The organism is Haloarcula sp. JP-L23, from assembly GCF_011602445.1.
Classification (GTDB): Archaea; Halobacteriota; Halobacteria; order Halobacteriales; family Haloarculaceae; genus Haloarcula; species Haloarcula pellucida.
This window is the reverse complement of sequence record NZ_CP050014.1, coordinates 1,534,841-1,559,367: the sequence shown is the minus strand read 5'-3', so window position 1 is coordinate 1,559,367 and position 24,527 is coordinate 1,534,841. Positions and strand designations below refer to the sequence as shown.

General features: G+C 67.0%; 21 protein-coding genes and 1 pseudogene. 14 read left to right on the top strand and 8 right to left on the bottom strand.

Features of this window, described 5'->3' with window-relative positions; genetic code table 11:
- Nucleotides 1-18: 18 nt before the first annotated feature.
- The 4 genes from gltB to G9465_RS07895 form a co-directional block, all read right to left on the bottom strand.
- Nucleotides 19-4,572 (bottom strand): glutamate synthase large subunit, encoded by a 4,554-nt coding sequence (gene gltB / locus G9465_RS07910; RefSeq protein ID WP_166972966.1) that lies wholly within the window; start codon nt 4,570-4,572, stop codon nt 19-21.
- A gap of 192 nt (nt 4,573-4,764) precedes the next feature.
- Nucleotides 4,765-5,181: a CBS domain-containing protein gene (locus G9465_RS07905; RefSeq protein ID WP_166968732.1), complete on the bottom strand. Its 417-nt coding sequence runs from the start codon at nt 5,179-5,181 to the stop codon at nt 4,765-4,767.
- 585 nt (nt 5,182-5,766) lie between these two features.
- Nucleotides 5,767-7,221, bottom strand: a complete 1,455-nt coding sequence (gene proS / locus G9465_RS07900; protein WP_166968730.1) for a proline--tRNA ligase — start codon at nt 7,219-7,221, stop codon at nt 5,767-5,769.
- Nucleotides 7,222-7,280: 59 nt separating this feature from the next.
- Nucleotides 7,281-8,006, bottom strand: a complete 726-nt coding sequence (locus G9465_RS07895) for a hypothetical protein (protein ID WP_166968728.1) — start codon at nt 8,004-8,006, stop codon at nt 7,281-7,283.
- Nucleotides 8,007-8,085: 79 nt separating this feature from the next.
- On the opposite strand from G9465_RS07895, the gene G9465_RS07890 reads away from it, so the two are divergent.
- The 4 genes from G9465_RS07890 (at nt 8,086) to G9465_RS07875 (ending at nt 11,397) form a co-directional block, all read left to right on the top strand.
- Nucleotides 8,086-8,427: a hypothetical protein gene (locus G9465_RS07890; protein WP_166968726.1), complete on the top strand. Its 342-nt coding sequence runs from the start codon at nt 8,086-8,088 to the stop codon at nt 8,425-8,427.
- Entirely contained in the window at nt 8,420-8,929 is a 510-nt protein-coding gene (locus G9465_RS07885) for an ArsR family transcriptional regulator (RefSeq protein ID WP_166968724.1), read from the top strand. Before G9465_RS07890 ends, G9465_RS07885 begins: the two co-directional genes overlap by 8 nt.
- A 101-nt stretch (nt 8,930-9,030) precedes the next feature.
- Complete coding sequence (locus G9465_RS07880; protein WP_166968722.1) at nt 9,031-10,296, top strand: Dyp-type peroxidase; 1,266 nt, start codon at nt 9,031-9,033, stop codon at nt 10,294-10,296.
- Nucleotides 10,297-10,347: 51 nt separating this feature from the next.
- Nucleotides 10,348-11,397: an iron transporter gene (locus G9465_RS07875; RefSeq protein ID WP_166968720.1), complete on the top strand. Its 1,050-nt coding sequence runs from the start codon at nt 10,348-10,350 to the stop codon at nt 11,395-11,397.
- Here G9465_RS07875 and G9465_RS07870 read toward each other — a convergent pair.
- The gene (locus G9465_RS07870; RefSeq protein WP_166972964.1) at nt 11,371-11,871 is read right to left on the bottom strand and encodes a hypothetical protein; all 501 of its coding nucleotides are present in this window, start codon (nt 11,869-11,871) and stop codon (nt 11,371-11,373) included. The two genes, G9465_RS07875 and G9465_RS07870, sit on opposite strands and share 27 nt — an antisense overlap.
- 127 nt (nt 11,872-11,998) lie before the next feature.
- Between G9465_RS07870 and G9465_RS07865 the strand changes: the two genes are divergently transcribed.
- The 7 genes from G9465_RS07865 (at nt 11,999) to G9465_RS07835 (ending at nt 18,992) form a co-directional block, all read left to right on the top strand.
- Complete coding sequence (locus tag G9465_RS07865; protein ID WP_166968718.1) at nt 11,999-12,712, top strand: hypothetical protein; 714 nt, start codon at nt 11,999-12,001, stop codon at nt 12,710-12,712.
- On the top strand, nt 12,709-14,004 hold the full coding sequence (locus G9465_RS07860; RefSeq protein WP_193571741.1) for a hypothetical protein: 1,296 nt from the start codon (nt 12,709-12,711) through the stop codon (nt 14,002-14,004). Before G9465_RS07865 ends, G9465_RS07860 begins: the two co-directional genes overlap by 4 nt.
- A gap of 216 nt (nt 14,005-14,220) precedes the next feature.
- Nucleotides 14,221-16,125 (top strand): beta-CASP ribonuclease aCPSF1, encoded by a 1,905-nt coding sequence (locus G9465_RS07855; protein WP_166968716.1) that lies wholly within the window; start codon nt 14,221-14,223, stop codon nt 16,123-16,125.
- A gap of 210 nt (nt 16,126-16,335) precedes the next feature.
- Nucleotides 16,336-16,761 carry a disulfide bond formation protein B gene (locus tag G9465_RS07850; RefSeq protein ID WP_227015759.1) on the top strand — a complete coding sequence of 142 codons (426 nt, stop codon included), beginning with the start codon at nt 16,336-16,338 and terminating at the stop codon, nt 16,759-16,761.
- A gap of 56 nt (nt 16,762-16,817) precedes the next feature.
- Entirely contained in the window at nt 16,818-17,852 is a 1,035-nt protein-coding gene (locus tag G9465_RS07845; RefSeq protein ID WP_166968712.1) for an aldo/keto reductase, read from the top strand.
- Nucleotides 17,853-17,915: 63 nt separating this feature from the next.
- Entirely contained in the window at nt 17,916-18,560 is a 645-nt protein-coding gene (locus G9465_RS07840) for a helix-turn-helix domain-containing protein (RefSeq protein WP_166968710.1), read from the top strand.
- A 75-nt stretch (nt 18,561-18,635) separates the two neighbouring features.
- Entirely contained in the window at nt 18,636-18,992 is a 357-nt protein-coding gene (locus G9465_RS07835) for a HalOD1 output domain-containing protein (protein WP_166968708.1), read from the top strand.
- Between the two features lie 5 nt (nt 18,993-18,997).
- Here the strand turns inward: G9465_RS07835 and nth are convergent, their stop codons facing one another.
- The 3 genes from nth to G9465_RS07820 form a co-directional block, all read right to left on the bottom strand.
- Entirely contained in the window at nt 18,998-19,864 is an 867-nt protein-coding gene (gene nth / locus G9465_RS07830; protein WP_166968706.1) for an endonuclease III, read from the bottom strand.
- An 81-nt stretch (nt 19,865-19,945) separates the two neighbouring features.
- Entirely contained in the window at nt 19,946-20,371 is a 426-nt protein-coding gene (locus tag G9465_RS07825) for a DUF371 domain-containing protein (RefSeq protein ID WP_166968704.1), read from the bottom strand.
- A gap of 26 nt (nt 20,372-20,397) precedes the next feature.
- Complete coding sequence (locus tag G9465_RS07820) at nt 20,398-20,571, bottom strand: hypothetical protein (protein ID WP_166968701.1); 174 nt, start codon at nt 20,569-20,571, stop codon at nt 20,398-20,400.
- A gap of 167 nt (nt 20,572-20,738) precedes the next feature.
- Between G9465_RS07820 and G9465_RS07815 the strand changes: the two are divergent.
- The 3 genes and pseudogenes from G9465_RS07815 (at nt 20,739) to G9465_RS07805 (ending at nt 24,527) form a co-directional block, all read left to right on the top strand.
- A pseudogene (locus G9465_RS07815) lies at nt 20,739-22,581 on the top strand (hydrolase).
- Between the two features lie 246 nt (nt 22,582-22,827).
- On the top strand, nt 22,828-23,718 hold the full coding sequence (locus G9465_RS07810; RefSeq protein ID WP_166968699.1) for a coiled-coil protein: 891 nt from the start codon (nt 22,828-22,830) through the stop codon (nt 23,716-23,718).
- A 38-nt stretch (nt 23,719-23,756) separates the two neighbouring features.
- A complete protein-coding gene (locus G9465_RS07805) occupies nt 23,757-24,527 on the top strand; it encodes a LysE family translocator (protein WP_166968697.1) in 771 nt (256 codons plus the stop codon).

The following is a 24,527-nucleotide window of genomic DNA, read 5'->3' as shown; positions in this document are numbered from 1 at the left end:
ACGGAGCGACGCCGGTCCTCAGTCGTCAGAGGAGGCCGCGAAGTCGGCCTCGCCGGCCTCGGCCGCGGGCGTCGCGGCGGCCGGCGGTTCGTTGCGCACGTCGTCGCGTTCGCGGTCGGAGATGACCTCCGCGTAGGCGTCGGGCATCACCATGGTGAAGTTGTCGAGTTCGGCGTCCCAGTCCGCTAGCAGTTCGTTCGCGCGGTCCGAGTCGGTGTAGGTCGCGTGGTTCTCGACGAGGCGGGTGATCATCTGGCGGTCTTTCGCCTCCAGCGTCTCGCGGATGGAGACCATGCCAGTGTTTGCCTGTTCGGCGAAGGATCCATCGGGGTCGTAGACGTAGGCGACGCCACCGGACATCCCGGCCGCGAAGTTCTTGCCCGTCTCCCCGAGGACGACGATGGCGCCACCGGTCATGTACTCACAGCCGTGGTCGCCGACGCCCTCGACGACGCCCTTGACGCCCGAGTTCCGGACGCCGAAGCGCTCGCCTGCCATCCCGTTGATGTACACCTCGCCTTGGGTCGCGCCGTAGAGGGCGACGTTGCCGATGACGATGTTGTCGCTGGCCTCGTAGGGCGCTGCCTCGGGCGTGTTGACGATTAGCTTCCCGCCGGAGAGGCCTTTGCCGACGTAGTCGTTGGCCGTGCCGGTCAGTTCCATCGTCACGCCCTGTGCGAGGAACGCGCCGAAGGACTGGCCGGCGGTGCCGTCGAAGTCGACCCGGACGGTGTCGTCCGGCAGGCCGTCGCCGCCGTACGTCCGGCAGATGCGGTTCGACAGCGTCGCACCGACCGCGCGGTTGACGTTGTCGATGCTCGTGTCGATGGCGACCGGTTCGCCGTTCTCGATTGCGGGTTCGGCCGCTTCCAGCAGGTCCCAGTCGAGTTGCTCGTCGACCTCGTGGTCCTGTTCGCGCTGTTTGTACCGGCCGTCGTTGTCGGCCGGTTCGGCGATGACCGAGGAGAGGTCGAGTTTCTTCGCCTTCGGTTGCGTGACGTCGTCGCGCTGTTCGAGCACGCCCGCGCGGCCGATCATCTCGTCGACCGTCTCGAAGCCGAGTTCGGCCATTATCTCGCGTAGTTCCTGCGCGACGAACGTCATGTAGTTGATGACGTGCTGTGGCTCCCCGGGGAACCGGCTCCGCAGGTTCTCGTTCTGCGTGGCGATGCCGACCGGACAGGTGTTCTCGTGACACTGCCGGGCCATCACACAGCCAGAGGTAACCATCGAGGCGGTCCCGAAGGTGTACCCCTCGGCGCCCAGCAGGGCGGCGACGGCCACGTCACGGCCCGTCTTCATGCCGCCGTCGGTGGTGATTTTGATGCGCGAGCGAAGCCCCGTCGCGCGGAGCATCTGGTTGGCCTCGGCGACGCCCAGTTCCCACGGGAGACCCGCGTTCTTGATGGACGTCTTCGGCGACGCGCCGGTGCCGCCGTCGTGGCCCGAGATGTGGACCACGTCGGCGTTGGCCTTCGCGACGCCGGCCGCGATGGTGCCGATGCCGTCCTCGGCGACCAGTTTGACGTTGATGTCGGCCTCGGGGTTCGAGGCCTTGAGGTCGTGGATGAGTTGCTTCAGGTCCTCGATGGAGTAGATGTCGTGCAGCGGCGGCGGCGAGATGAGGCCGACGCCCGGCGTCGCATAGCGGACGTGGGCGATCATCTCGTTGACCTTCTTCCCGGGGAGGTGGCCGCCTTCACCGGGTTTGGAGCCCTGTGCCATCTTGATCTGGAGTTCGTCGGCCGCGGCGAGGTACTCCGAGGTGACGCCGAAGCGACCGGAGGCGACCTGCTTGGTCGTACACTCCTTCTCGGTGTGGAACCGCTCGGGCGGTTCGCCGCCCTCGCCGGTGTTGGCGTTGGCGCCGAGACGGTTCATCGCGATAGCGTTGTTCTCGTGCATCTCCGGGGAGAGCGACCCCAGCGACATCGCCGCCGTCTCGAAGCGCGTGACGATGTCCTCGACGGGTTCGACGTCCTCGATGGGGACGGACTCGCGGTCCGAATCGAGTTCGAGGAGGCCCCGAAGCGTCTGGAGTTGCTCGTTCTGGTCGTTGACGAGTTCGGCGAACTCTTTGTAGGTATCGTAGTCGCCCATACGGACGGCCTGCTGAATCTTGCCGACCGTGTTGGGGTTCCACTGGTGGTGGATGCCGTTCGAGCGGAACTCGTACTCGCCCTGCCGGGGCATCTCGGGTTCCTCCTCGCTCCACGCCACCTCGTGGCGCTGGAGCAGGTCATCCTCTATCTCCTCGATGCCGATACCCTCCGTGCGGCAGGTGGTGCCCTCGAAGTACTCGGCGATGAAGTCCGAGGAGAGGCCGACGGCCTCGAATATCTGGGCGCCCTGGTAGGACTCCACCGTGGAGATGCCCATCTTCGCCATCGTCTTCAGCAGACCGTCCTCGACGGCCGTGATGTAGGCGTCGATGGCGTCCGAGAGGTCGGCGCCGTCCGGGCCGGCGACGAGGTCCTCGATGGTCTCGTAGGCGAGGTATGGGTTGACCGCGCCCGCACCGTAGCCGATGAGCGTCGCGAAGTGGTGGACGGCGCGCGGGTCGCCCGATTCGAGGACGAGGCCGACGTGGTTGCGCAGGCCGTTGCGGACGAGGTGGTGGTGGATGCCACCGACCGCCAGCAGCGAGGGGATGGGGACGCGGTCCTCGCCGGCGGCCTTGTCCGAGAGGACGATGATGTCGTGGTCCTCGGCCGCGGCGTCGGCCTCGGCGCGTGCGTCTTCGACGGCCTCGCGGAGGTCCGTGCCCTTCTCGTAGGTGATGTCGACGACCTTCGTCGACATGCCGTTCTCGTCGATGTCCTTGATGGCCTTCGTCTCGGCGTCAGTGAGAATCGGCGAGTCGAGGACGAGTTGCCGGGCGTGCGCCTGTGTCTCGTCGAGCAGGTTGCGCTGGAAGCCCAGACGGGACTCGAGCGAGGTGACCAGTTCCTCGCGGATGTAGTCGAGCGGCGGGTTCGTGACCTGTGCGAAGAGCTGTTTGAAGTAGGTAAAGAGCGGCCGGTTGAACTGCGAGAGGACCGACAGCGGCGTGTCGTCGCCCATGGAACCGACCGGGTCCTTCCCCTTCTCGGCCATCGGTTCGATGAGGTGGTCGACCTCGTCGTAGGTGTAGCCGTACATCGCCTGATGGCTCCGCAGACCACTCACTTCGTGGCGCGGCGTGTTGTCAGAGCGGTCGGCCACGTCGTCGATGTCGACCTGCTCTTGTGCGACCCACTCGCCGTACTTCTCGCCGGCGATGTCGTCGAAGACTTCCTCGTCGGGGATGACGCGACCTTCCTCGGGGTCGGCGAGGAAACACTGTCCGGGCTGGAGTCGGCCGCGTTCTTCGATTTCGCTGGCGTCGTGGTCGAGCGCGCCGGCCTCGGAGGACATGACGAGCGTGTTGTCCGAGAGGATGTCGTAGCGACACGGACGCAGGCCGTTGCGGTCGAGGACCGCACCGATGCGGTCGCCATCCGTCGCCGCGACGAGTGCGGGTCCGTCCCACGGTTCGACGAGGGAGGCGTGGTAGTCATAGAAGTCACGCCGGTCGCCGGAGACGTTGTTCATCTCGCCGCGCCACGCTTCGGGGATGAGCATCCGGAGCGCGTGCGGGAGGTCACGGCCGCCCTGCAAGAGCAGTTCGAGCGCGTTGTCGACGCTCGCGGTGTCGGACTGGTTCGGGTCGTCGATGATTGGTTTGATGGTCTCGACGTCGTCGCCAAAGCGCTCGCTCTGGATGTCCGTCTCGCGAGCGCGCATCCAGTTGATGTTGCCCTGAATCGTGTTGAACTCGCCGTTGTGGATGATGCGGCGGTACGGGTGTGCGAGGTGCCACGCGCCGAGCGTGTTCGTCGAGAAACGGGCGTGGACCATCGCGAACGTCGACTCGAAGCGCTCATCGGAGAGGTCCGGGTAGTACTCCGGTAGCTGTTCGGCCTTCAGCAGGCCCTTGTAGACGACGACGTCGGTAGCCAGCGAGACGACGTAGAAGCGTTCGTGGCCCGGCGGCTGTTCGGATTCGACGGTGTTCTCCAGCACGCGGCGGGCGACGTAGAGCTGGTTGTCGAGTTCCTCGCCCGTCTTTCCCTCGACGGACGTGGTGACGAACTGGACGACGGCCGGTTCGGATTCGAGTGCCGTGGCACCGATGTCACTGTTGTCGGTGGGGACGGTCCGCCACTCGAGGACGTCCAGCCCTGCACCGGCGAGTTCCGTCTCGACGAGGTCTTTCAGACCCTCGGTGGCCTCGTCGTCGTCCTTCGGCAAAAAGAGCGTCCCGACGGCGTACTCGCCCGGTGCAGGCAGGGCCGCGTCCAGTTCCTCGGCGAAGAACTCGTGTGGAATCTGGAGCATGATGCCCGCGCCGTCGCCGGTGTTTTGCTCGGCTCCGGTGGTCCCTCGGTGTTCGAGGTTTTCGAGCAAGTCGAGCCCGTCCGATACTGTCCCGTGGTCGCTGCCGCCGTCGAGGTCCATGACGACCCCGACGCCGCAGTTCGACCGTGCGTCTGTCGGGTCCGCGAGCCCGGCCCCGCTCGCAGACTGATCGCTGTCGTATCGCTCAACCATGTGTGCGCGCATCTATCGGGGACTCCCATAAGAGGATGTTCCTGAAGGTATTAGTGTTCTTTAGCCCCACATTAGGACATATATATTTATCACGATAGTTGGCGCTGTATTGCGGTTGACAAAGACTTCCGCCGTCGTCGATCCGGAATCGTCGTCGGACATCCGGCAATTCTTGCGCCGTCTGCCGGCCGATTAGCTCGGCGCGCGTGCCGGCGTCGGGTCCTCGATACCCGAGAGGTACGCAGTCAAATCCGTCGTCGTCAGCATCCCGACGACGCCTTCGGTGTCGTCGACGACGGGGACGTGGTGGATGCCGTGTTCGATCAGGAGGTCAGCGACGCTCTCGATGGACTCGTTGGCCGTCGTCGTCACCACGTCGGCAGTCATGTAGTCAGCGACAGAGAGCGTTCCCGTCGACTCGTCGGCCGCGGCGATAGCCACGAAGTCCGTCGAGGTGAGGATACCTGCGAGTTGGTCGTCGTCGTCCACGACGACCACGGAACTGATTCCCTCTTCGAGCATCAGTTCGGCAGCCGTCTCGGCGGGCGTATCGGCAGATACGGTCGTTACAGGTGAGGACATCAACCGTCCAACAAAGATGTCGTCCATGCCCATGTTTCACACACACGCAGGGATAAGGGTGTTGTTACCGACAGGGTAAGCCGCGTATACAGCGGCACCGCCGCATCGTCCCCGATAGTCGTCGGCCGAACCTGTTACCTTTCGGGAGAGTCCAGTCGCTGTCTGCCGTTTGTATGACCCGAGTCTGACGCCGATTTATATATGCCCGTGTAACAGTCCTCTGTGGGGGCACGGAGAAAGTCACACGCTCCCTGAGCCCCATCCTTTCCTGAACGGCCGCGTCGGCACTACTGCTGGATCACTTGTCGTACTCGTCCTTGTGCTGTCCCCGGATATTCACAAGTGCGAGGACGGACTCGCTAAGCATCGCGAGTACTGCCGGGACGAACACCGCATCCCGAGGGGTCCATCGGAAGACATATCCGCCGAGTTACACCGAGCCATCGGCCGTCGAAGGCCGGACCCGCTCGAAAGACCGCACGGCCAACAGCCCGTTGGGAAGTACGCCGTCCGACCGTTTTCGTCGTCGGGTGCCTCGTTGCACTCGCCACCACTCCTCGACAAAGGTCGATGAAAAACGCTTCCCCTCGCTCCGGTCGGGTCAGTACAGACTCAGTAGCTCTTCGCGAAGTACGCCGTCTCCTCGGCGTCCTCACCGCAGATGGCACACTCGTCGTGGACCGGTTCCTCGTCGCGGTCCAGCGGGACCATCACGATTTCGGCGGCGATGGCCTCCTTGATAGGGTCCTCACAGTCCTCGTCACCACACCAGCCACACTTGACGTAGCCGCCGTGCTGGCCGATGGTGCCGAGAATCTTCTCGCGGGACTCGGCCTCGCGAATCTCGCCCTCCAGCGTCTCCTCGGCGCTGGCGTACAGTTTGGCGTGGACGGTGTCGAGGTGGTCCGCGACGGTATCGTCGATGTCTTCACGGTCGACCGTCTCGCTCTCGCCGTCGGGGCGATGGACCAGCGTCGCCTCCTCGTCGTCGACCTCGTGGGGGCCGACTTCGATTCGGAGCGGGACGCCGTTGAGTTCGTGTTCGTTGTACTTGAAGCCGGGATTGCGGTGGTCCCGGTCGTCGAGTTCGACCCGGATGCCCGCCGTCTCCAGTTCGGCGGCGAGGTCCGCGGAGTACTCCAGCACGTCGTCTTTGGTGTCTTCCTGCCAGATGGGGACGACGACGACCTGCGTGGGGGCGAGTGCGGGCGGGAGGACTAGTCCCTGATCGTCGGAGTGGGTCATGATGAGTGCACCCATCGCGCGCCACGAGAGGCCCCAGGAGGTGGTGTGAGCCACCTTCTCCTCCTCGCTCTCATCGGCGTAGGTGATGTCGAACGCTTCGGCGAAGGAGGTGCCCAGATAGTGGGAGGTCGCGGCCTGCACGGACTTTCCGTCGGGCATCAGCGCCTCGACCGTCGTCGTGGTGTGGGCGCCGGGGAACTTGTCGTGTTCGGGCTTGCGGCCCTTCAGTGGCGGCATCGCCATGACCTCCTCGTAGAGTCGCTCGTACTGGTCCAGCCGGGTCATCGTCTCGTCCCACGCGCCCTCCTCGTCCTCGTGGGCCGTGTGGCCCTCCTGCCAGAGGAACTCCTTGGTGCGGAAGAACGGCTTCGTCTCGGTGGCCTCCCACCGGACGACCGAACACCACTGGTTCAGACGCATCGGGAGGTCGCGGTGCGAGCGGGTCCACTGGGCCATGAACGGCGCGATGATGGACTCGCTCGTTGGCCGGACTGCCAGCCGTTCCTCCAGTTCCTCGTGGCCGCCGTGGGTGACCCACGCGACCTCCGGGTCGAACCCTTCGACGACGTCTTTCTCCCGTTCGAGATAGCTCTCGGGGATGAACAGCGGGAAGTACGCGTTCTGGACGCCGGTGTCTTTGAACCAGCCGTCGAGGTGGCTCTGGATGCGTTCCCAGACGGCATAGCCACGCGGGCGCGTGACGATGAACCCGCCCATCGGGGCGTAGTCCGCGAGGCCGGCCTTCTGGACGACCTCGGCGTACCACTCGCCGGGTGAATGCTCTTTGCTCTCCGTGATGCCGAGTTCCTGCTCGCCGCTCATTACCGGAATCGTGGCCCACGCCGCTAATAAACTCCCCGAAGGGTCGGGGCGGTGTGTCACTACGCGCCGAGGGTCGTCAACGACGCCACGGAGTCGGCGACTCGCCGCCCCATGTCCGTTCCGGCGAACGTCGGGACGGGCGTCGTCCGGAGCGCGTAGAACTCGCCGTCCTCGCCGCGGGTGAAGTCCACGCCGACTGCCCGCGCGCCGAACCGCTCCAGTAGCTCACGGACGCGCGTGGCCAGCATCACGTCGACGTCGGTCTGTGACACCGGGTCGCCCGTGTCCGAAATCGAGGTCCGTATCGCCAGTGCGCGGACGTGCGTCTCCCGTCCGTCGTCGACGGCGTAGTAGCGGTGGTCGACCGGTTCGGTCCGGACCGACTCGACGTAGAACGACGGCCGCTGTCTCCCCGTTGGCCGACGGCGCCACGCGAACGGACTGGCCGCCTCGAACCCCGTTTTCGGGCCGTCAAAGTGGACGTCGGGGACGCGACACCCGATCGCGTCCAGCGCGTCGAGTGCGACGACGCGGGAGGCGAAAGCCGTCGTCGAGAGGAACCCGTTCCACGTCGGGACGTCTCGCTGGTCCGCATAGCGGAGGGCCCCGAACGACTCTGGGTGAAGCACGCCGTTAACGAGGGCTTCGAGGCCGTCGACATCGGCCCGGCAGATCGGGTCGGTCGGCCGGAGGAACTCGATGTCGAACCCCCGCGCGGCCAGTCGTTCGGCGACCGGCCAGAAGGTTGGGTGGTCCGGTTCACACACGAACCCGATACTGACCATACCGTCGACTCTCGCGGACGGCGTAAAAAAGTCAGCCAGAACCGAGGGAGTCAGGTGGCTTCGCCGTCTAGAGGCCACCATGAACTGGCCGGGTCATCTGGGGTTCCATCTGGGCGACGTCCACGTCGACTTCGGCGTCGTCCTCCTCGTCTCCGGCGTCGCGACGGCGACCCTCTGTGCCCTCGGACTGGCCGCCTACCGTCGGCGCGGGTCGCGGGCGTACCTGCTCGTCGCGCTCGCCCTCAGCGCGCTCGTCGCTCGGCCCCTACTGGCCGGATTATCCATGGTCGGCGCCGTCAGCCCCGACAGCCACCACACGCTCGAACACGCCGCCGACGCACTCCTCGTCGCGCTGGTCTTAGGGGCCGTCTATTATTCCAGACGGATCGAGAAACGACTGGATAACGAGGGATATGAGTAACGAGACGCGGCGGCTGATTCGGGACCGCATCGACCGCGACCCGGGCATCCACTTCCGGGCACTGACCAGAGCGCTGGACCTCGCGACGGGACAGGTCCAGTACCATCTGCGGCGACTCGACGACGTCACCGCCGAGACGGTCAACGGACGAACGCACTACTATCCGCCGGAGTACGACGGCTGGGAGCGACGAGTCATCGCCCTGCTCCGCCGCGAGACGGCCCGAGACGTCGTCACGACACTGTTCGAGACGGACGGCGCCCGACCCGACGCCGTCGCCGACCACCTCGGCATCGCCCGGAGTACGCTCGAACACCACCTCGACGGTCTGGTCGAACACGACGTCGTCGAGAAGCGCCGCGAGGCCGGCCGCGTCACCCTCGAACTCGTCGACCCCGAGGAGACCGCTCGACTGGTCCAGACGCTGGACCCGAGTCTCCCGGCACGGCTCACCGACCGGTTCGAGCGGTTGGTCGACAACCTGCTCGACAGTCCGGAGTGAAGCAGACGGAAGCGGGCCTTCGACGGGTTCGAGCCCGCGAGACGTCGCGTTCGGCTGGTGTACCAGAATCCAGTAATGGGTCGCCACCCTAGGCCGGAGCGATGACAGACCGCGGTATCTCACGACGCGAGTTCGCGAAGAGCGCCGTCGCCATCGGTGGGACGGCCGCGCTCGCCGCCTGTCTCGACCGTGGCACACCCGACGTACCCGAGGGGACCGACGACACTGCCAGTCTGTCGGCCCGCCAGCACGCGTGGAACGACGCGCTGGCAACCGACGACGCCGGCAACCCGCGGATGGCGCGCCACCACGTCCTCCTGTTGCTCGACTACGAGCGTGACGGGAGGCCGACCGACGGCGACCGGAGGCAGGTGGAAGACGCGCTGTCGACGCTGGAGCAGGCCTACGAGTGGAGCAACGACGGCCTCCTGTTCACGCTCGGCTACGGCCCGACCTACTTCGACCGGTTCGAGGCGAACCCGGCGGGCGTAGACGTACCGGAGCCGAAAGCACTGGCCCCCTTCGAGGACCCCGAACCCGATACGCCCGACGCGCTCCTCCATCTCGCCAGCGACCACGAGAGCGTGGTGCTGGCCGCAGAAGAGGCGCTGAAGGGGACCCGCAAGACGGTCAACGACCACGAGATGCCGTCGTCGTTCGCGGGCGTGTTCGGCGTGGCCGACCGCCGGACCGGGTTCGTCGGGACCGGCCTGCCCGCCGAGAAGCAGGACGTCGACGGCGTCCCCGACTCCGAACCCGTCCCCGAGGAGGCCCCGCTGTTCATGGGGTTCAAGTCCGGTTTCAAGGGGAATCAGGCCACCGAGGACCGCGTGACCGTCGACGCCGGCCCCTTCGCCGGCGGCGCGACCCAGCATCTCTCGTTCATCCGCCTGCACCTCCAGCAGTGGTACGAACAGGACTCGCGCGACCAGCGGGTCTCGAAGATGTTCTGTCCCGCCCACGCGGACGAGGGGAAAGTAGAGGGCGTCGGCGAGAACCTCGGTACGGACAGCGCCATCGACGAGTGCCCCGAAGACGCCGTCGAGAGCGGCCGCCGCGAGGGCGTCGTCGGCCACTCACAGAAGCTCTCGCGCGCTCGCGAGGACGACAGCCCCACCATCCTCCGCCGGGACTTCGACTCGACGGACGGCGGCGAGGCGGGCCTGCACTTCCTCTCGCTCCAGCGGTCCATCGAGGACTTCGTGGCGACCAGAGAGGCGATGAACGGTACCGACGTGGCCGAGAACGCCGCGGTCGGGCAGCGTACCAACAACGGCATCCTCCAGTACATGACCGTCGAGCGCAGGGGGAACTACCTCCTGCCGCCGCGGAATCTCCGGGCGCTCCCCCCGGCCGACCCTGCCTGATTCGCCCACCGTACCAGAATCGTCTTTGAAAGCAGGTGGCTACCCGACTGTATGAACCGACGACGGTTTCTCGCCAGCACCGGTCTCGCCGGTGCGTCGCTCGTCGCTGGCTGTGGGTCCTTCCAGAGCCAGTCGACACGCTCGCCGCCACTCGTGGAGAATCGCCCCGACGCCACCTACCGCCCGACCCACGTCGAAGGGATGGGGATGGCCGGGATGGCACAAGCGGGCGACTACATGGTCGGCCTCGGCTACTCGTTTCCCCACCGCTTCTGGACCGTCACGGGCACCGACACCGAACGCGTCGACATCCGCGACACCGACAGCATCCACCTGATGGCGACGGTGTGGGACCCGGAGACGGAGATGGTCCTGCCCATCTCGGCCGGCGTCGCCATCACCATCGAACAGGACGGCGAGACAGTCGACGAGAAATCGCCGTGGCCGATGATCTCCCAGAGTATGGGCTTTCACTACGGCGACAACTACGAACTCGACGGCGACGGTCTCTACACCGTCCGCGTCCGGGTCAACGCCGTCTCGGACCGCCGTCTGGGCGCCTTCGCCGGACGGTTCGGCGACGCCGCCGAGACGAGCGTCGAGTTCGACTTCGCACAGTCGGCGCTCGACGAACTCTCCTACGAGGAGTTCTCGGAGACACAAGGCGAACGCGGCGCCGTCGACCTGATGGAGATGTCGATGCGTCCCGTCTCCCAGACGCCGGTCGCGGACGAACTGCCCGGGACGCTACTCGGGACGAAGAAGGGCAGCGACGGGGTGTACGCCGCGACGTGGCTCTCCGAGGCCGACTTCCTCGCCGACGGCGAGTCGTATCTGGCCGTCTCTGTCCGCACGCCGTACAACCGCGTTCCCCTGCCGATGATGTCCCTCGATGGAACCGTCGAGACGGGCGGCGAGACGGTGTTCGACGACGCGCTTGGCGCGGCGCTCCACCCCGACCTCGGCTACCACTACGGCGCCGTCGTCGAGACGTCCGAGTCGGACCCCTCGGTCGGCGTCGACGTCGTCGCCCCCTCGCAGACATCCCGTCACGAGGGGTACGAGACGGCCTTCCTAGCGACGCCGTCCTTCTCGTTCTAAGCCGAACGGACTCTCGTCCGCCTGCCACGGCCACCCCGGCAATCGCGTCTGGACGCCCGCAGCCAGCGCCGCGTCGAGGTCGTCCGCCCCAGCGGCGTCGCCTTCGGCCCCGTGGGTCCGCACGTCGGCGACGTGGAACGTGGCCTCCGCGAGCAATCGGAGCGGCTGGTCGCCCGCGAGCATCCCCGCGAGTTCACGCCCGAGCAGTTCGTCGACGACGAATCCGGGGTAGTCACCCTCGACGTCGAGGTCCCGGAGCAGACGGACGAGCGCCGCGACGTTGACCGCCCGGTCGCCGTCGGCGAACACCGCCTCGACGGCCTCGCGGTACGCGCGCTCGTCGATGGCGTCGACGTCGACGCCGAACAGGTCGCCGAGGTGGTCCCGGGTGTCGTTGACCAGCGGCACGACCACGTCGGCCCGTTCGAGGGTCCACTCGTACTCCTCGGCGACGACGGCAGGTGTGACGTGCATGAGGGTATCCTCGCGGCCCGTCGCCTTCGGTGTGGCGGCGCGGACGACTCGGGCCGGTCCAGTGCCGAGGCCGGCGCGTATCGGGAACACGAGACTTATTCCGGGGGCGTTCGTCGCTCCGCCGACGATGGTCCCTCCAACACGCCGCCGCGTCCTCCACGGAGCCGCAGGCCTCGCGAGTGCGCTCGCAGGGTGCGGTGGGTTGCTCGACGGAACCGTCGAATCGACACGCGAGACACCGACCGCCGGCGAGACGACCTACGCCGGTTCTGAGTCGGCCCCCGAGACCCTCGGGCTCAGAGCGGACGTCGACCGACCGCCGGTCTGGCTCTCGGACGCCGACGGAGACGACGGCGGGCGGCCCACCGAGTCGGAATACTCGTCTCGCCACACGAGCGCCCTCGTCGACAGCCCCGAACGTGCCGAGCGCGTCTCCGTCGCCGACGTACCGGGCACAGACCGCGTCGGGTCGTTCCTCGGGGAAACCGATTACGACAGCGAATCGGTGTACATCGAGACCCATCAGGTCGAGGATTGCTTCCGCCTCGAACTCTGTCACGTCGCCTGGAACCCGGACGAGGTGCGGACCGACTACGCGCTCTCCAGCCGTCCCTACGACGAGCCCTGCCGGGCAGACGAGAAAGTGTACGCGGTCCGGTTCATCAGGATTCCGGCGCCGCTCGACGACGACGAGGTCAACGGCCACGGCTCCTCAATAGGGACCGGAAGCTGTGACAGCGGCCCGATGGCCGACTCGGAGATGGCTGCCGCGAGTAGCGACGACGCAACGGCGACTGAACCCTCCGAGCAGTCGACGGAGACGACGGAGGGGTCACAGTGACGGACCCGGCTGCGGGGCAGACCCGACGGGGGTTCCTCGCCGTCGTCGGCGCGAGCGCACTCGCCGGCTGTGGTGCCGTCGAACGCTTCGCCGACGGCGACGAGCCGACCATTCGGAGCCACGAGCTACCGGACGTCGACACCGGCGACGACGAGCGCCCGCACCACCTGCTGTTTCCGGCCGTCCCGGTCCCTATCGAGGACGCGTATCTCGGGGCCGGACGCGACCGGACCACGGAACTCCTGTCTGGCCTGCCGACGCCGCTGGGCCCCGACGAGATACCCAACGGGCACATCCGCGAACACCTGCTCGACGCGGCCGACCACGCGACCGAGAACATCGACGACGCCCGGCGGGCGGAGACGGGGTTGATGGCGTTGCGGGCGATTCGTGAGAGTCGACAGAACGCCCGCTACGCGGCGGAAGGCTGGCGGTTCGTGAGCGAGGGGCGGCGGGCCGCTCCCCTGCGCGAGGAGCGCCGGAACGCGGTCGCCGAGGCGCGGTCGTTCGACTCCGAGTACACCTACCTCGGCGACGACCCGGTGCGTGCAGCGCTCGTCCACGCCCGCATCGAGACGGCACTCCGACGCGCGACCGACGCCGAGGAGCCCTCGGTCAACCACGACGGATCGGCGCTGCTGACCGTCGCGGAGTGGGGCGAGGCCGCCGAGTCCGCCCACGTGTACCTCGACGACGCCCGCCACCTCGACGCGCAGTTCCGGGCCTCGCTTCCGGCCGATGCGGGCACGGTCGAAGCACGGCTACGCGGCGCGGCCGAGGCGCTGTTGGCCGACCTCCGCTCCCGGGCTGTCCCACCGGAACCGACCAGCGGGGACTGGGAGGCCCCCGAGCGCGTGCGCTGGGAGGTCAGAGACGAGGCCGTCGACGGGACCACTCGGGTCACGGAGGCCGCCGGACCAGCGAGCGCGCTGCTGGACGCGACCGGCCGCCTCGCCGGGTTCGGCGCGCTGGAGCGGGTCCGACGGCGAATCGAGGAGGGCGAACAGTTCCGCGTCGAGAGCGCCGCCGACGTCCGTCGGTTCAGGCAGACCGCCGTCGACGCACTGCAGAGTACGCTCGGGACGGGGCCGACACCGGGACTGGTCCGGACCGTGCTCACGAACGCCGCCGACCGGATCTGGAGCGCCGACTGGGAACTCAGTCGCGCCCAAGGGGACGTCCGCCCCGCGCAACTGGTCGACCCAGTCTCGGAGTACGTCGTCGCGACCGCACTGGCACGGGCAGCACCGGATGCGGCCGAACGGACCGTCGACGCCCTCGAATCGGTCTGACCACACAGACAGCGTCGGCCTCCGACCGCTCCGGAGTGCGAAGTCTTTAATAATTCGAGCGGGGTACTGACGTGTACAATCGGTTTTCCGGGCAGTTCTCCGCCTGGAGGTCGTTCACCGAACAACGGACAACTGTATGACCGTACGAGACACTCGGTCCAGACCGACCCGCGACGGAGTACACGCCACCAGCAGGCCGCCCGCCCGTTCTACACTATGAGCACGGTAGACAAGCAACTCGAAGACGTACGCGCAACGATCGACGAAGAGGTTCCGAACCACATCTCCATCTCCGACGTCACCTACGAGGGACCGGAACTGGTCATCTACACACGTGACCCAAAGGAGTTCGCCGCCGACGGTGACCTCGTCCGCCGACTGGCGTCGAGACTCCGAAAGCGCATCACCGTCCGCCCCGACCCGGACGTACTGACCCGACCGGAGACCGCAGAGGATCGGATTCGCGAGATAATCCCCGAGGACGCCGGCGTCAGCGGCCTCCAGTTCCTCGCCGACACCGGGGAAGTCCTCATCGAGGCCGAGAAGCCCGGTCGCGTCATCGGCCGGCGCGGCGAGACGCTCCGGGAGATTACCAAAGCAGTCGGCTGGACGCCCGACGTGGTTCGCACGCCGCCCATCGAGTCGCCCACCGTCTCGAACGTCCGGGACTTCCTCACGCAGGAACGCGACGACCGGCGGGACATCCTCGAACGCGTCGGCCGACAGATTCACCGCGAACCCATGTCCAGCGAGGAGTGGGTCCGGGTCACCACGCTCGGCGGATGCCGGGAGGTCGGCCGTGTGGCGTACATCATCTCGACGGCCGACACGCGCATTCTCGTCGACTGCGGTGACAAACCCGGCGAGCGAACCGAACAGCCGTATCTCGACGTTCCCGAAGCCATCGGGTCCGGTGCGTCCTCGCTGGACGCCGTGGTCCTCACTCACGCCCACCTCGACCACGCGGCGCTGGTTCCCCTCCTGTTCGAACACGGCTACGACGGTCCAATCTACTGTACGGAACCCACGCGGGACCTGCTCGGCCTGATGACGCTCGACTACATCGGCCGCGCCGACGCCGCCGGCCGCAAGCGCCCCTACGAGACCGAGATGGTCCGCGAGGCGGTCAAACACTGCATCCCGCTTGAGTACGGCGACGTCACCGACATCGCGCCGGACGTGAAACTCACGCTCCACAACGCCGGCCACGTACTCGGTAGCTCTGTGGTCCACTTCCACATCGGCGACGGCCTCTACAACGTCGCGTTCTCCGGGGACATCCACTACGACAACACCCGCCTGTTCGACGGCGCCGTAAACGAGTTCCCACGGGTGGAGACGCTCGTCCTCGAATCGACCTACGGCGGCCGCAACGACTACCAGACCGATCAGGACGACTCCGAGCGAAAGCTCAAGCGACTCGTCTCAGAGGCCGCCGACCACGAGGGGACCGTGTTCGTCCCCGTCCACGCCGTCGGCCGCGCACAGGAACTGATGGTCGTCTTAGAAGAGGCGATGCGCGAGGGCGACGTCCCCGAGATGCCCGTCTACCTCGACGGGATGATCTGGGAGGCCACGGCGGTCCACACGACCTACCCCGACTACCTCCGCGACGACGTTCAGGACCGCATCCACGACGCCGACCGCAACCCGTTCCTCGCCGATCAGTTTACGCCCGTCGAGGACGGCGACGACCGCGAGGCCATCGCCGACCGCGAGGAGGCCAGCGTCGTCCTCGCGCCGCCGAGTATGCTCACCGACGGCCCCGCCCGGACGTGGCTCGAACACCTCGCACCCGACCCGGACTCGACGCTGACCTTCGTCGACTATCAGGCCAAGGGGACGCTGGGCAAGCGCCTCCAGAAGGGTATCGACGAGGTGTCGCTGAACGGCGACAGTCTGTCGGTAGAGATGCGCGTCGAGACGATAGACGGGTTCTCCGGCCACGCCGACCGGCAGGGTCTAGAGAACTTCGTGAAGACGATGCATCCCCGTCCGGAGAAGGTACTCTGTGTCGACGGCGACGAGTCCGCCACGCAGGACCTCTCCTCGGGGCTGTACCACGACTACAACGTCCGTACCTTCACGCCGGAGAACTTAGAGACGTTCCGGTTCGTCTAGGGAACCCACTTTTTACAGTCGGTCGAGAGTGCGACGCTCTGACGGTGAAACCGCTCGCCGTCGGCGAGCGGTATGCTCCCCACACCACGCTCGTCACTGCCTGCCCTCCCCCGCTCGCCAGCGACGGAGCGCTGGCGAGGCCACCGCCGGCCGCCCCGTCGACGACACCCGCACGTAACGCTTTTTCCGGCGGCGCGCACTCTCACTGTCGTGAACAGCCGGAACGGTGGCGCTGGGGTCTCGCTCGACGCTCGGTCGCTCCTCGCGTTCGCGACGCTGGTCGCGCTGGTCGCCACCACGGGCAGTCTCTACCTCTCGTTGGGACTCGGGCTGACGCCGTGTCGGCTCTGCTGGTACCAGCGCATCCTCATGTACCCGCAGGTGGTCGTCCTCGGCGTCGCCGCCGTCGAACGACGTCCCGCGGTCGCACGGACAGCCCTGCCGCTCGTCGGTCTCGGCGGCGGCCTCGCGGCCTATCACTCGTGGTTGCAGGTGACCCAGACCACCTGTGGTCTCGGCGCGATAAGTTGCGCACAGATTCAGTACCGCGTCCTCGGGCTGACGATTCCGAACCTCTCCCTGCTCGCGTTCCTCATCGTGGGCATCGCCGTCGCGGTGGCGTGGCGACGTGGGTGACTGCACGGATTGCCGGGCGCCCCAGCGCTTTTATCGTCGGCCCCGTTGGAGCGGCTATGGAGTACACCAGACTCGGTTCGACAGGCACAACGGTCTCACAGCTCTGTTTCGGGACGTGGCGCTTCGGTCGCGAGACCGGTGGCGTCGTCGAGACGGACCGTGAGGAGGCTCACGAACTGCTCGATGCGGCGTGGGAGCGGGGCATCAACTTCATCGACACCGCGAACGTCTACGGGACGCCAAACGGCACGAGCGAGGAGTACATCGGCGAGTGGCTACAGGACTACGACCGTGAGGACGTCGTGCTGGCCTCGAAGGTGTACTTCCCCTTCGACGGGTGGGGTGAACCCGGCCCGAACGACTCCGGTCTCGGCCGCAAGCACATCCGCGCCCAGATAGAGGGGACCCTCGACCGGCTCGATACGGACTATCTCGACCTCTACTACATCCACCGCTGGGACGAGGACAGCGACATCGAGGAGACGCTACGGACGCTGAACGACCTCGTCCGCGAGGGCAAAGTCCACTATCTCGGCGCGTCGACGATGGCCGCGTGGCAACTGACGAAGGCCCTCTGGAAGTCAGACGTGGAGGGCCTCGAACGGTTCGAGGTCACCCAGCCACTGTTTCACGCCGGCTACCGCGACGACGTGAAGGACTACCTCGACGTCTGTGCGGATCAGGACATGGCCGTGTGTCCGTACTCCCCGCTCGCGGGCGGGTTCCTCACCGGGAAGTACGAGCGCACCGACGACGACGACCCGACGGCCTTCGAGGGACCGGAGGGCGCCCGTGGCTCGCTCGACGAGCGGTTCGACGACTACTACCTCTCGGAACGTGGCTGGCACGTACTCGACGAGATCAGGGCCGTCGCCGACGAACTCGACGCGACGCCGGCACAGGTGGCGCTCCGCTGGAACATCGAACAGCCAGACTTCACCTGCGTCCCCATCGTCGGCGCCCGCACCGTCGACCAATTAGACGAGAACGTCGGCGCGACGGACATCTCGCTGTCGGACGACCAGTTCAACCGCATCGTCGACGCCCGCTACGCCGAGAGCGGCGAACGGTGGGGTCACCGGGCCGAGTAGGTCGGCGACCACCGAGGAGTTACCAGCCTATTCTTTTTCCTGTTGGGCGATAGATAGCCGAGGATGGCAACCGTCGCAGAGTTCACGATGCCGCCGGAGACGTTCCTGCTGGGAGCGGTCTTCGAGTCGTACCCGGACGCCGTCGTCGAGATAGAGCGCATCGTCCCGACCGGGTCGACCGTGATGCCGTACGTCTGGATAGAGGGCGTCGACGGCGAGACGGTTCGTGAGTTCCTCTCGACCGTCGAGGAGTTCGAGACGGTCACGCTGGTCGACAGCGTCTGCGGACGGTCGCTCCTCCGATGCACGTGCGTGGGGACCCACGAGGGACTGCTGGGAGCAATCGTCGACAGCGACGTGACGATGCTGTCGGTGGTCGGCACCGAATCGGGGTGGCGCGTCGACGTGCGTGGCGACGAACAGCGCGCGATTACGGCGTTCGACCGGGCCTGTCGAGACGCCGGTATCGTCCCGACGCTGTCGGAGTTGACCGACGCCGGGTCGGCGGCCATCGAGGGGGCCCCCGAACTGACCGACAGACAGCGCGAGGCGCTGACGCTCGCCCACGAACGCGGGTACTTCAGCGAACCCCGGACCACCACGCTAGAGGAGATGGCGACCGAACTCGGCATCTCTCGACAGGCGCTGTCGAACCGGCTCCGCCGAGGCTACCGGACGCTCGTCGAATCGCACGTCCTCGAGACCTGACCCGCCACGGACGGTATCAAGAGATTACATAGTCAACCCGCTCTGCTTTACTGCTGTCGGGACTGTTTCGACTCGATGACCGACCGGACGCCATCGACTGTCCGCGGGCAGTCGGGGCACGACGCCGTCGCAGACGGCACAGCGTGTGACTTCACGGACGTATCGACCCACACTCGGACGCACAAGACCCGTGCCGAGTTCGACGCGACCACGGACCTCGCGAGCCTCGCAGTCCCCGAACTCGTGGGCCGCCTCGAGGGGACAGACCCCTGTTCGTTGCCGTCGCTGTACGAGAGCGTCAACCCCGAGGCGCTGGACGAGTTGTTCGCCGACGACCGGGGAGCGAACTGCAACCTCTCGGTTACTTTCGACTACGCCGGGTACAGCGTGACGGTGCGTGACGGCGCGGTGTCCGTGTCACCGGCCGAGTAGTCCAGTTACTCCGGCGCTTCGGCGGGGTCTACCACGTCGCCCGTCGCCGGATAGACGCCGACCTGCGCACACTGGTCCGCGAGCGGACAGGCCTCCGGGTCGTCCAGACACGCCGGCTTGCGTGCCGTGCAGTACTCCCGGCCGAACTGTATCATCGCCGTGTGACCGAAGCCGCACTTCTCTGGGGGGACGTCGTGTTCGATGTACTCCCGAACCGTCTCGTGGTCGGCGTCGGCGGGTGCCAGTCCCATCCGCCGGGCGATGCGGTGGACGTGCGTGTCGACGGGGAAGACGCCGCCGCGGCCGCCGGCGAACAGGAGGACGCAGTCGGCCGTCTTCGGCCCGACGCCGTTCATCTCCAGCAAGCGGTCCCGAACCTCGTCCGGGTCCGCCTCGCGGACGAACTCGTCGAACTCGTCGGCGCCGCCGTAAACCTCGCAGAGACGCTGGGCGATGGCGATTATCCGTTCGGATTTCTGGTTGTACAGGCCCGCCGACGAGATAGTCTCGGCCAGCGTCTGCTGGTCGGCCTCGGCGAGCGTCGCCGCGAGGTCACCGTCGTCCCCTCGCGGGTCGGTCCCCTCCCCGCCCGGACTGTCCGAGGCGCTTCGCGCCTCGCTCCCCCCATATCGCTCCATCAGCGAGTCGTGTGCGGGTTGGCTTGCCTTGTCCGACGTGTTCTGGCTGAGAATCGTGCGCACCAGACACTCGAAGGCCGGCCGGCCGCCGTAGGTCTTCGTCCAGTACATCTCGCCGAGACGGTCGACGACGGCCTCGGCCCGCGTCGCTGCCGTCGACGGGTCGAACGTGGCCGCCCGACCGCCGCCCGACTCGCCCCCGCTGATGTTCTCCTCCGGTTCCGGGTCTGCCATGTCTGTCCGGTGGGTCCCGAGCGCCAAAACCCCTTCACCAAACACGGTCGGTGTGTGGAACGATGGTGCGCGAAAACGCAGTCAGACCGGGTCGACGGTCAGGGTCAGCGTCAGGGCCGCGCCGTCGGCGAGCGCCCCGACTACGTCACGGTCGACGTCGCCGGCGGCCGCGTCGGCGCCGACCATCACGGTCCGGTCGTCCACGTAGTCGCTCGTCCGCAGGACGTGGCTCCGGTCGCTCTCGAAGGTGAGGTCGGGGTGGCCCGACCCCTCGACGGTGACCGTGTGGCCGTCGACCTCGATGGTCGCTGTGATGGTCGCGTCGGCGTCCCGACACGCCTCGACGAACGCGTCGTCGAAGTCAGCCGGGACGGTGTCGGCCTCGATTCCGAGGATACAGTCGCCCGCGGGCGTGAGGAAATCGTCGCTCGTGACCTCCAGCGTACTCGCGTGCTCACCGCTGACGTGTTCGTGGCCGTGCGCGGTGACGACGGCTTCGAGTGACATACGCCGCCGTAGCCGACGGGCGTATTTCAACGGGACGACTCGGACCGGGCGACGGTGACCGTCACCGCGCCACAGGCACACTCGTAGGCCTCGCGGCGACCCCACGCCGTCTCGAACACCAGCGCCGGCTCCCCCAGCGGTCGGTCGCAGTCACTGGCGTCACACGTCGGGGCCGTGCCATCGCGCAGGTCGTGAATCATACCCTATCGGAGCGGTCGAAGCCACCTTAATCCGAGCCGTCCCCGGAGTGAAAGTGAAAGTAATAGCCGGCGTCGGGGTAGTCCGACGGCCCGTCAGACGGGCGTCAGCAACCGGCACCGCCACCGTGGGGATAAAGGATATGCCCCCAGCGGACGGGTCACAAGGTATGTCGCTGGAGTGGCGCGGCGCGGCGGTAGCGCCGGACGACGAGATGCCGACGCCGGAGACTTGGGACCCGGTGAGCGTGCCGGGCCGGCCGACGGCGTTCGCCGGAGCAGACGCCGTGGCCTACGAGACGACGTTCTCGGACCCGCGGAACGAGGACGAAGCTCACGCGGTGCTGGTCCTCCGGGGGACGTACGCACAGACCCGCGTCTGGTGTAACGACGAACAGGTCGCGACACACGACGCGTACTTCACACCGCTTCGGGTCCGACTGCCCGACGCCGAGGAGTACCGGGTCGTCGTCGAGTGCCGGGTCCCCGAGGACCGTTTCGGTGGTCTCCACGCCACCGAGGCCCTCCCGGACGAGCGGTGTGTCCCTGGCATCTGGTGGGGTGCACGGCTCGAGACCTACCCTGACCCGTACGTGAGTACCGTACGGGCGCGACCGCGGCTGACCGACGAGGGGGCGGCCGTCGACGTGACGGCCGACGTCGTGGCGAACGAGGCCATCGACGACCGCATCACGTTCTCGATTCGCCCGGAGGGGAACGTCCGCGGCGGCGGGATGATGGACCGCTCGCGGGTCGCAACCGGGTCGGGCCACACGACGGTCCAGCACACCATCGACGTGCGCGACCCGTCGCTGTGGTGGCCACACGACCGGGGCGACCAGCCGCGCTACGTCGTCCGGGCGAAACTCGACGACGCCGCAAACGAGATCACGACGGGGCTGCGGACGGTCAGCTACGACGACGAGGGACTCCGGGTGAACGGGGAGCGCGTCCCCGCGCGTGGCGTGACGCTGTTGGACCCGACGCCGGAGGACGTGGAACGGGCCGCCGACGCGAACGCGAACCTCGTTCGGGTGCGGGCACAGGCGACCCCGCCCGCCGTCGCCGAGGCCTGTGACGAACACGGCCTCCTCCTCTGGCAGGACCTCCCACTGACCGGCCCGGCGGGTTCGACGCGGACCGCGGGAAGTCGTTGGCCGCGAGTTAGAACGGGAGTACGGGCATCATCCGAGCCTCACAGCTCTGGGCGTCCACGACGACCCCGTCAGCCCCTATGCCGACGGCCTCGGGTCCGGGTTCCTCGACCGCCTGCGCTTTCGCTTTCGGGCATGGCGGGCCGACTACGACGCTGCCCCCGCAGAGGCCGTCGCCGACGTCGTCGACGCGGTCCCGGCGTTCCCCGTGGTCGGCCCGCCCGGTATCGACCCCGATGCCGTCACGCTGTACCCCGGGTGGCAGTACGGCACCGTCAGTGACCTCTCGTGGCTCTGTGACCACTACGGCGTCGGCGACGTCGTCGGTGGCTTCGGTGCGGGGTCGCTGGGTACCGACGACCCGGCGGACGAAACGGGGTTCGACCGCGCGACCCACGACGCTCGCGTCGACGGCGGCGCCACCGAGTCACAGACCTATCAGGCACGCGTCGTCCAGACAGTGACCGAACACCTCCGCCGACAGGCCAGCGAGGTGGCGGTCCTCGATAGCCTCCGAGACGTCGGGGACGCCGGGATGGGCGTGCTCGAAGAGGACGGCACGGCGAAACCCGCGTACGCCGTCCTCACCGACGGGTACGAACCGACGCAGGTCGTCCTCTCGGACCCGACGCCCGGCGAGAGCGACGTCGTCGTCTGCCACGACCGGCCCGACACGGCGACGGTGACCGTCGAGTGGGACCACAACGGCGACCGAGAGCAGGCGGAACACACCGTCGGTCCGTTCGGCCGCGTCACCGTCGGGTCGCTGACGCTCGCCGCGGGCGACGAACTGACGCTCGCCGTCGCCGTCGGCGACGGTGTGGTGACGAACGAGTACGAGATAGGCGGCAGTATATAAGCTATTTCGAAACCGTGTGAATGCTTCACTCCTCCGTATTCGGGTGTGTGAGGCGTCGCCACGGTATCGTATGCACCGGAATATTTAAACAATATCCCCCGGTACTAGCAGACACCAGAACGCTCACGCGTTCAGGCAGTATCGCGTCGCGCCCAACATGAGAGGGAACCCTTGTTATTGGTGCCAGCCCCTCAATAGCGGAGCGCCTGTCTGTGCGAGAGCGGTGATGGCATAGAGGTTTCAACAATGGCAGACTCGATAGACGAATCAAAGAACGTTACAGTAACAGAAGAGGATCTCGAAAACAAATCGAAGGGCGAGCTCATCAAACTCGCCGGCCAGCTCCGTGACCGACGGAACGAGCTGAACCAGATGGCCTCCGAGCGGGCCTCTGACCGCGACGACCTGAACGCGAAGACGCGCGAGAAGGTCGACGAGGCCCAGGAACACCGCGAGAAGCGCGACGAGCTCAACGAGCAGGTCCAAGAGCACAAGGACAAGCGCAACGAGCTCAACGCCGAGGCCAACGAGCTGTTCGACAAGGTCGACAACGTCAAGAACGACCTCGAACTCGACGAGGGCAAGTCCGTCGACGAACTCAAGGACGAGATCGAAGACCTCGAGTTCAAACAGCAGACCGAGGTCCTCTCGTCGGAAGACGAGAAAGAGCTCATCGAGAAGATCGAGGACAAGCGCGAGAAGCTCCAGAGCAAGAAGGAGAAGCTCGACCAGAGCGGTGACCTCGAGGGGCTCAAGGAGGAGGCCGAAGAGGTCCGATCAGAAGCCTCGAAGCACCACCAGAAGGTCACGGAACTCGCCGACGAGGCCCAGAAACATCACAACCAGATGATCGAGGCCTACCGCGAGGCCGACGAGATCCGTGACGAGGCCGACGAGAAGCACGAGGAGTTCGTCGAGGCGCAGGAAGCCGCCGACCAGCACCACGAGGACTTCGTCCGCGTCCAGAAGCGCCTGCGCGAACTGGACAAGAAAGAGGAGAAAGAAGAGCGGTCCCAGCGCGAGGAGAAGCAGGAGGCCGCTCGCGAAGAGGCCGAGGAGATCTACCAGAAGTTCAAGGAAGGCGAGACCCTCGACACCGAGGACCTGATGAAGCTGCAGAAGGCCGGCAAGCTCTAGAGTCTGCGCTCTCTTCTCTCCGTTCTCCCGTACTGTAGATGCATCACTGGGTCACGACGCTGTTACAGTCGCCCGGTCCGCTCGCACTCCTCCCGACGGCAGTCGGTGGCGTCGTCTTCGGCCTCGCGCTCGCGGCACCGCCGGGACCGATGAACGCCGTCATCGCCGAGGAGAGCGCGCTGCGTGGCTGGCGGGCCGGACTGCTGGCGGGACTCGGTGCGATGACCGCGGACGCCTGCTTTTTCGTCCTCTCGCTGGTCGGTGCCGCGACTGTCGTGACCGAGACCCCGGGCCTCCGGGACGCGATGGTCGCCGCCGGTGGGCTCCTCATGCTGTGGTTCGCCTACGGTGCCGTACAGGACGCGAACGCGCTCTCGTCGGTGGAGACCGAGGCGGGCGACGCCGGGGAGAGCCGTGGCTTCCGGAAGGCGCTGGTGCTGGCGCTCACGAACCCGTATCAGGTCGTCTTCTGGCTCACCGTCGGCGTCGGCCTCCTCCAACCCGGGACGCTCGACGTCCTGTCGTACCTCCCCGCTATCGGGGCCGATGCGGCGGGGCTACTCGTCGTCCAGACCGGACATCCGGTGTTGCTTGCGGGGCTGTTTGGCGGTATCGTCCTCTGGATAACGGGGTTCCCGGCGGCAATCGTCGCCGCCCGCAAGCGCGTCGAACGGCTGGCACCGGTGGTCGCGTGGGTCAGCGCCGCGATTCTCGCGGGGTCTGGCGTACTCTTTCTCGCACAGGTGGCGGGGCCGGTGCTCAGTCGACTCCAGTCGTCCCTCGTCGACGTGGGCGGGGCGCTCCTGTAG